The organism is Variovorax sp. 20P10.2.4 (genome assembly GCF_058244205.1).
Window position 1 is genome coordinate 1 of the sequence record NZ_JBZAYE010000473.1, and the last position, 5,838, is coordinate 5,838.

General features: G+C 70.3%; 7 protein-coding genes. 6 read left to right on the forward strand and 1 reads right to left on the reverse strand.

Annotated features, from left to right (window positions below; translation table 11 throughout):
* Window positions 1-400 precede the first annotated feature (400 nt).
* Window positions 401-904 (forward strand): hypothetical protein, encoded by a 504-nt coding sequence (locus AC27VN_RS30580; protein ID WP_057597265.1) that lies wholly within the window; start codon window positions 401-403, stop codon window positions 902-904.
* Here AC27VN_RS30580 and AC27VN_RS30585 read toward each other — a convergent pair.
* Complete coding sequence (locus AC27VN_RS30585) at window positions 894-1,730, reverse strand: IclR family transcriptional regulator (RefSeq protein ID WP_479671035.1); 837 nt, start codon at window positions 1,728-1,730, stop codon at window positions 894-896. The genes AC27VN_RS30580 and AC27VN_RS30585 overlap by 11 nt on opposite strands.
* A 206-nt stretch (window positions 1,731-1,936) precedes the next feature.
* Between AC27VN_RS30585 and AC27VN_RS30590 the strand changes: the two genes are divergently transcribed.
* From AC27VN_RS30590 to AC27VN_RS30610, 5 genes are all read left to right on the forward strand, one after another.
* Complete coding sequence (locus AC27VN_RS30590) at window positions 1,937-3,007, forward strand: ABC transporter ATP-binding protein (protein WP_490878985.1); 1,071 nt, start codon at window positions 1,937-1,939, stop codon at window positions 3,005-3,007.
* Complete coding sequence (locus AC27VN_RS30595; protein ID WP_395349739.1) at window positions 3,004-3,864, forward strand: ABC transporter permease; 861 nt, start codon at window positions 3,004-3,006, stop codon at window positions 3,862-3,864. The genes AC27VN_RS30590 and AC27VN_RS30595 overlap by 4 nt, the downstream gene beginning before the upstream one ends.
* A gap of 4 nt (window positions 3,865-3,868) precedes the next feature.
* Complete coding sequence (locus AC27VN_RS30600; RefSeq protein WP_490878986.1) at window positions 3,869-4,663, forward strand: ABC transporter permease; 795 nt, start codon at window positions 3,869-3,871, stop codon at window positions 4,661-4,663.
* Window positions 4,664-4,960: a (2Fe-2S)-binding protein gene (locus AC27VN_RS30605; RefSeq protein WP_490878987.1), complete on the forward strand. Its 297-nt coding sequence runs from the start codon at window positions 4,664-4,666 to the stop codon at window positions 4,958-4,960.
* The coding region (locus AC27VN_RS30610) for an NAD(P)/FAD-dependent oxidoreductase (protein WP_490878988.1) at window positions 4,957-5,838 on the forward strand (882 nt) is incomplete at its 3' end. The genes AC27VN_RS30605 and AC27VN_RS30610, both read left to right, overlap by 4 nt.

The following is a 5,838-nucleotide window of genomic DNA, read 5'->3' on the forward strand; positions in this document are numbered from 1 at the left end:
ACCTGCGCGATCACCTCGCCCGTGAGCGGCGAGCGCACCGTCAGCGCGCCGCCGACATGGGACTCGCGCGGCACGCCCAGGCGCTGGAGCAGTTGTTCGACTTCGGAGGGCAGGGAAACGGAGGTGTGGACTTCGGACATGGGCGCGCTCCGCGGGGGAGTCGGGAAGAAAGAAGAAGGAAGGCGACCGGGGTCGGGGGAACCGCGCCAATATCTGCGAAGTGGGCGGGGTTGGCTAGTGAAAATATGGAAGGACTTGATGCGTTTGGCGAAGGAACTCGCCCGCCGGAGCTCGCCTGCGCATCACCCGCCGCGCGCGTTCCTCGAAACGGCTCGCGCGCCTACGCACCGATTTGCGTGCGGCGCCGACGATGCGGCACCCTCACTTCGCCGCCCCTGCCATGAAGCTGATCCACACCCTCTATGCCGCGGTCCACGCGCTGATGGCGCTCGCCTTCGCCATCGCGTCGCTGGTTCTGATCGTGATCGCGGCGCGCGCCGGCTGGGGCGCGGTCGTGCACGACCTCGACCTGCCGGCCGCCGAGGCGATCATCGAAGCGGTGGGCCTGCTCGCGGCCGCCGTCGTGGCGCTGCAGATCTCCCAGACCGTGGTCGAAGAGGAAGTAGTGCGCGACGCCCACATCGGCGCGCCGACCCGGGTGCGGCGCTTCCTGTCGCGCTTCATGGTGGTGATCGTGGTGGCCGTCGCGGTCGAAGGGCTGGTCGCGACCTTCAAGGCGCGCGAGGCGCCGGAACTGATGCTGCACGCGGCCGCCATGCTGGGCGCGGTCGGGCTGATGATGGCCGGCTGGGGCCTCTTCATCCGGCTCAACCGCTATGCCGAGGAACTGGAGCCCGAGGCGATGCAGGAAGCGAAGAACGAGGACCGCAAGCTCAAGCAGTGATCCTCTGCCCCGCCGGCGACCCCGCCAGGCTCTGCGCCGGCCGGCGCAGCGAGGCATCGAAGGGATTGATCCTCGGCCCGATCGCCACCGCCTCGCGCTGCAGCAGGTCGACCACGGTCGGCAGCCGGTCGGCGTTGAGGCGGTCGGCGATGGTGCCCACGCTCAGCGCGGCCACGGCGCGGCCCTCGCGGTCGAGGATGGGCACGGCCACGCCGGCCATGCCCTCGAGCAGGCCGGTGTTGCGGCCCGCGAAGCCGCTCTGGCGCACGCGCTCGATCTCGGTGCGCAGGTAGACCTCGTCGTAGACGCCGTACTCGCGCACGCGCGAGAGGTTGAAGCGGATCACCTCCTCGCGCTCGCCCTCGGGCAGGAAGGCCAGGATCGCGAGCGCACCCTGCCCCACGCCGAGCGCGATGCGCCCGCCGATGTCGCCGGTGAACGAGCGGATCGGGAACGGGCCCTCGCTGCGGTCGAGGCACACGGCGTCGAAGCCGCTGCGCACCAGCAGGAAGATGCTGTCGCCCAGGCTCGCGCACAGGCGCAGCAGCGCGGGCCGGCACAAGGTGCGCAGGTCGCCGGGATTGCCGGCGTTGGCCGCGAGCGCGAAGAACTCGATGCTCAGCCGGTACAGCTTGCTGCGCTCGTCCTGCTCGACCACGCCCTCGGCCATCAGCGACTGCAGCAGGCGGTGCGTGGTGGCCTGCGTGAGGCCGACGGCGCGCGCGATCTGGGTGACGCGGCCGCCCTCGGCCTGCACCACGCCGAGCGCCCGGATCACCGAAAAGATGCGCGGCACGCCGCCGCTGGCCGCGGTTGTGGTTTCCATGTCCCGTTTCCTTGGAATACGTCGATCTTGCTCGGGCCATCATATTCCATTGAACGGAATAAATTGAAGAAATATTCTGATTAATGGAATACCCGTGGCGGTCTGGCGCGATCGTTGCAATAGAGTGAATCGAAAGCACTCACGCATTCATGGCCCCGGCGCCTGCGCGCCGGCCGTGGATTCCGACCTCCGACGAAAGGCGTTCCATGTCATTCCTGCGGCTCAGCGACGTGTCCAAGTCCTATGGCAGCACCCACGCGGTGACGGCCATGAACCTCACGGTCGAGAAGGGCGAGTTCGTCTCGCTGCTCGGCCCCTCGGGCTGCGGCAAGACCACCACGCTGCAGATGATCGCGGGCTTCGAGGCCGTGACCAGTGGCCGCATCGAGCTCGCGGGCCAGGACATCACGCATGCCAAGGCCAACACGCGCGGCCTGGGCATCGTGTTCCAGAGCTATGCGCTGTTTCCGCACATGACGGTGGCCGACAACGTGAGCTTCGGCCTCGAGATGCGCAAGATGCCGAAGGCCGAGCGCCGCGAGCGCGTGCAGCAGGCGCTGGCGCTGGTGCACCTCGAGGCGCATGCCACGCGCTACCCGCGCGAGCTCTCGGGCGGCCAGCGGCAGCGCGTGGCGCTGGCGCGCGCGCTGGTGATCGAGCCGCCGGTGCTGCTGCTCGACGAGCCGCTGTCGAACCTCGACGCCAAGCTGCGCGAGGAGATGCAGTTCGAGCTGCGCCAGATCCAGCGCAAGGTCGGCACTACCACGGTGATGGTCACGCACGACCAGAGCGAGGCGATGTCGATCAGCGACCGCGTGGTGGTGATGGAAGGCGGCCGCGCGACGCAGATCGACCATCCGCACCGCGTCTACGAGCATCCGAGCACGCGCTTCATCTCCACCTTCGTGGGCAAGGCCAACCTGCTGCCGGGCCGGGTCACGGCCTGCGGCACCGGCAGCTGCAACGTGGCGGTCGGGCCGCTCGCGGTCGAGGTCGGCGAAGGCGGCTACGACAGCGGCGCCGCCGTGCTGATGAGCGTGCGCCCCGAGAAGCTGCAGCTGGTGCCCGCGGGCAGCGGCCGGCTCGACGGCACGGTGCGGGAGCGCTTCTTCCTCGGCAGCCAGTGGCTCTACCGGCTCGCCACGCCGGCCGGCGAGCTGATGGTGCTGAGCCCCAACGACGGCCGCGCCGCGCTCGACGAAGGCGACGCGGCCGGCATCGACTGGCCCGCGCACTGCACGCGCCTGCTGCGCGACGACGCGGCGGTGGCGGCATGAGCGGCATCTCTCGCAAGGCCACGCCCTGGTGGCTCTCGGGCCCCGCGCTGGTGCTGTTCATCGCGCTGCTCGTGGTGCCGCTGCTGCTCACGGCCGTGCTGTCCTTCAACGTCTACGACCCGGCCAGCGGCCCGCGCGCCGGCGAGTTCACGCTCGCGCACTACGCGCAGGTGTTCGGCGACGACTACTACCACGGCATCTTCTGGCGCACCTTCTGGATCTCGGCGCTGGTCACGCTGATCTGCGTGCTGATCGGCGCGCCCGAGGCCTATGTGCTGAGCCGCATGCGCAACCCCTGGCGCTCGGTGCTGCTGCTCGTGGTGCTGGCACCGCTGCTGGTGTCGGTGGTGGTGCGCGCCTTCGGCTGGAGCATGCTGCTGGGCCCCGAGGGCGCGGTCAACGCGCTGCTGCAACTGGTGGGCATCGGCCCGGTGAAGATCCTCTACACCAGCGCGGCCGTGGTGATCGCGCTGGTGCACGTGATGCTGCCCTTCATGGTGATCCCGGTCTGGACCTCGCTGCAGAAGCTCGATCCCGGCGTGGAGAACGCGGCCCTCTCGCTCAACGCCACGCCCTTCACCACGCTGCGACGCATCGTGCTGCCGCAGGTGATGCCGGGCATCCTCTCGGGCAGCCTGATCGTGTTCGGCCTCGCGGCGAGCTCGTTCGCGATCCCCGGCCTGCTCGGCGGGCGCCGGCTCAAGATGGTCGCGACCGTGGTCTACGACGAGTACCTGAGCGAGCTCAACTGGCCGCTGGGCGCGGCGGTGGCGCTCACGCTGCTGGTGGCCAACCTCGTGGTGATGCTGAGCTACAACCGCCTGGTCGAAGGCCGCTACAAGAAGGCGCTGGGGTGATCGCATGAGCAGGAACGGCCCCATCGCCCTCGCGTTCAACGCGCTCGTCATCGCCTTCATGCTGGCGCCGCTGCTGGTGGTCTGCATCGTCGCGTTCACGCCCGAGAACACGCTGACCATCCCGACCACGCACTTCTCGCTGCGCTGGTTCGAGGCGGTGTTCGCGCATCCGGACTTCATGCAGTCGTTCTGGAACAGCCTGTGGCTCGCGCTGAGCGCGGCCACCATCGCCACGCTGCTCGCGGTACCGGCCGGCCTGGCGATCACGCGCTACGACTTTCCGGGCCGCGACTTCCTCAACGGCCTGTTCCTGTCGCCGCTGATCATTCCGCACCTGGTGCTCGGCGTCGCGCTGCTGCGGCTGTTCGCGCTGGTGGGCGGCACCGGCAGCTTCGGCTGGCTGGTGATGGCGCATGCGCTGATCGTCACGCCCTACACGCTGCGGCTGGTGGTGGCGGCGTTGGTGGGCTTCGACCGCAGCGCCGAGCAGGCCGCGCTCTCGCTGGGCGCGAGCCAGGCCACGGTGTTCCGCCGCATCACGCTGCCGATGATCCTGCCGGGCGTCACCGGCGGCTGGATGCTGGCCTTCATCAACAGCTTCGACGAAGTGACGATGTCGATCTTCGTCACCTCGCCGAGCACGGTGACGCTGCCGGTGCGCATGTACATGTACGCCACCGAATCGATCGACCCATTGATGGCCGCGGTGTCGGCGCTGATGGTGGCGGTGACGGCCGTCGCGATGGTGGTGCTCGACCGGCTCTACGGCCTGGACCGCGTGCTGGTGGGACGCAAGTAGATGGCGACCCATGCATTGCTGCACCGCGTGGCCGAGACCGGCCGCGCCACGGTGCCCTTCACGCTCGATGGCGCGCCCGCGTCGGCGCTGGCCGGCGACACGGTGCTGACCGCCGTGCTCACGCAGGCCGCCCAGCTGCGCCGCAACGAGTTCAGCGACGCGCCGCGCGCGGGCTTCTGCATGATGGGCGCCTGCCAGGACTGCTGGATCGCGACCGCCGAGGGCGAACGGCTGCGCGCCTGCTCCACCTTCATCGCGCCGGGCATGGCGCTGGTCACCGGGCGGGGCAAGGCATGACGACGACGGCACTTCCTCCCGTGATCGTCGGCGCCGGACCGGCCGGCGTGCGCGCGGCACAGGCGCTGGTCGCGCATGGCCTGCGCCCGGTCGTGATCGACGAGGCCGCGCGCGCCGGCGGACAGATCTACCGCCGCCCGCCCGCCAACTTCGTCGAACGCGCGGCGGCCACGCTCTACGGCTTCGAGGCCGCGCGCGCGAACGCGGTGCACGCGGCCTTCGACGGCCTGCGCGATCACATCGACTACCGGCCCGACAGCCTGGTGTGGAACGCGCAGGGCGGCGTGCTCGACGTGCTGCACGGCCCGAAGCGCAGCACCGCGCGCCTGCCGCACGGCCCGCTGATCGTGGCCACCGGCGCCACCGACCGCGTGCTGCCGCTGCCGGGCTGGACCCTGCCCGGCGTCTACACGCTCGGCGGCGCGCAGGTGGCGCTCAAGTTCCAGGGCTGCGCCATCGGGCAGCGCGTGGTGTTCATGGGCACGGGGCCGCTGCTCTATCTGGTGGCCTACCAGTATGCGAAGGCCGGCGCGCAGGTCGCGGCCGTGCTCGACACCGCGCGCCTCGCGGACCAGCTCGCGGCCACGCCCGCGATGCTGCGGCAGCCCGCGGTGTTCGCGAAGGGCGTCTATTTCGTCGCTTGGCTGCGCGCGCATGGCGTGCCGCTGCATGGCGGCGTGCGGCCGCTGCGCGTGACTGGCGACGATGCCGCGAGCCGCGTCATCGGTGTCGACTGGCACGACGGCCGCGAGGAACGCCGCATCGACTGCGATGCCGTCGGCTTCGGCTACGCGCTGCGTTCCGAGACCCAGCTCGCCGACCTGCTGGGCTGCCGCTTCGAATTCGCGCCGATGCACCGCGCCCACCTGCCGGTGCGC

Bases quoted from the DNA above. Each gene is read 5' to 3' on its own strand.
- AC27VN_RS30585 (WP_479671035.1), bottom strand. From the start codon at position 1,730: ATGGAAACCACAACCGCGGCCAGCGGCGGCGTGCCGCGCATCTTTTCG.
- AC27VN_RS30605 (WP_490878987.1), top strand. From the start codon at position 4,664: ATGGCGACCCATGCATTGCTGCACCGCGTGGCCGAGACCGGCCGCGCC.
- AC27VN_RS30590 (WP_490878985.1), top strand. From the start codon at position 1,937: ATGTCATTCCTGCGGCTCAGCGACGTGTCCAAGTCCTATGGCAGCACC.
- AC27VN_RS30580 (WP_057597265.1), top strand. From the start codon at position 401: ATGAAGCTGATCCACACCCTCTATGCCGCGGTCCACGCGCTGATGGCG.
- AC27VN_RS30595 (WP_395349739.1), top strand. From the start codon at position 3,004: ATGAGCGGCATCTCTCGCAAGGCCACGCCCTGGTGGCTCTCGGGCCCC.
- AC27VN_RS30600 (WP_490878986.1), top strand. From the start codon at position 3,869: ATGAGCAGGAACGGCCCCATCGCCCTCGCGTTCAACGCGCTCGTCATC.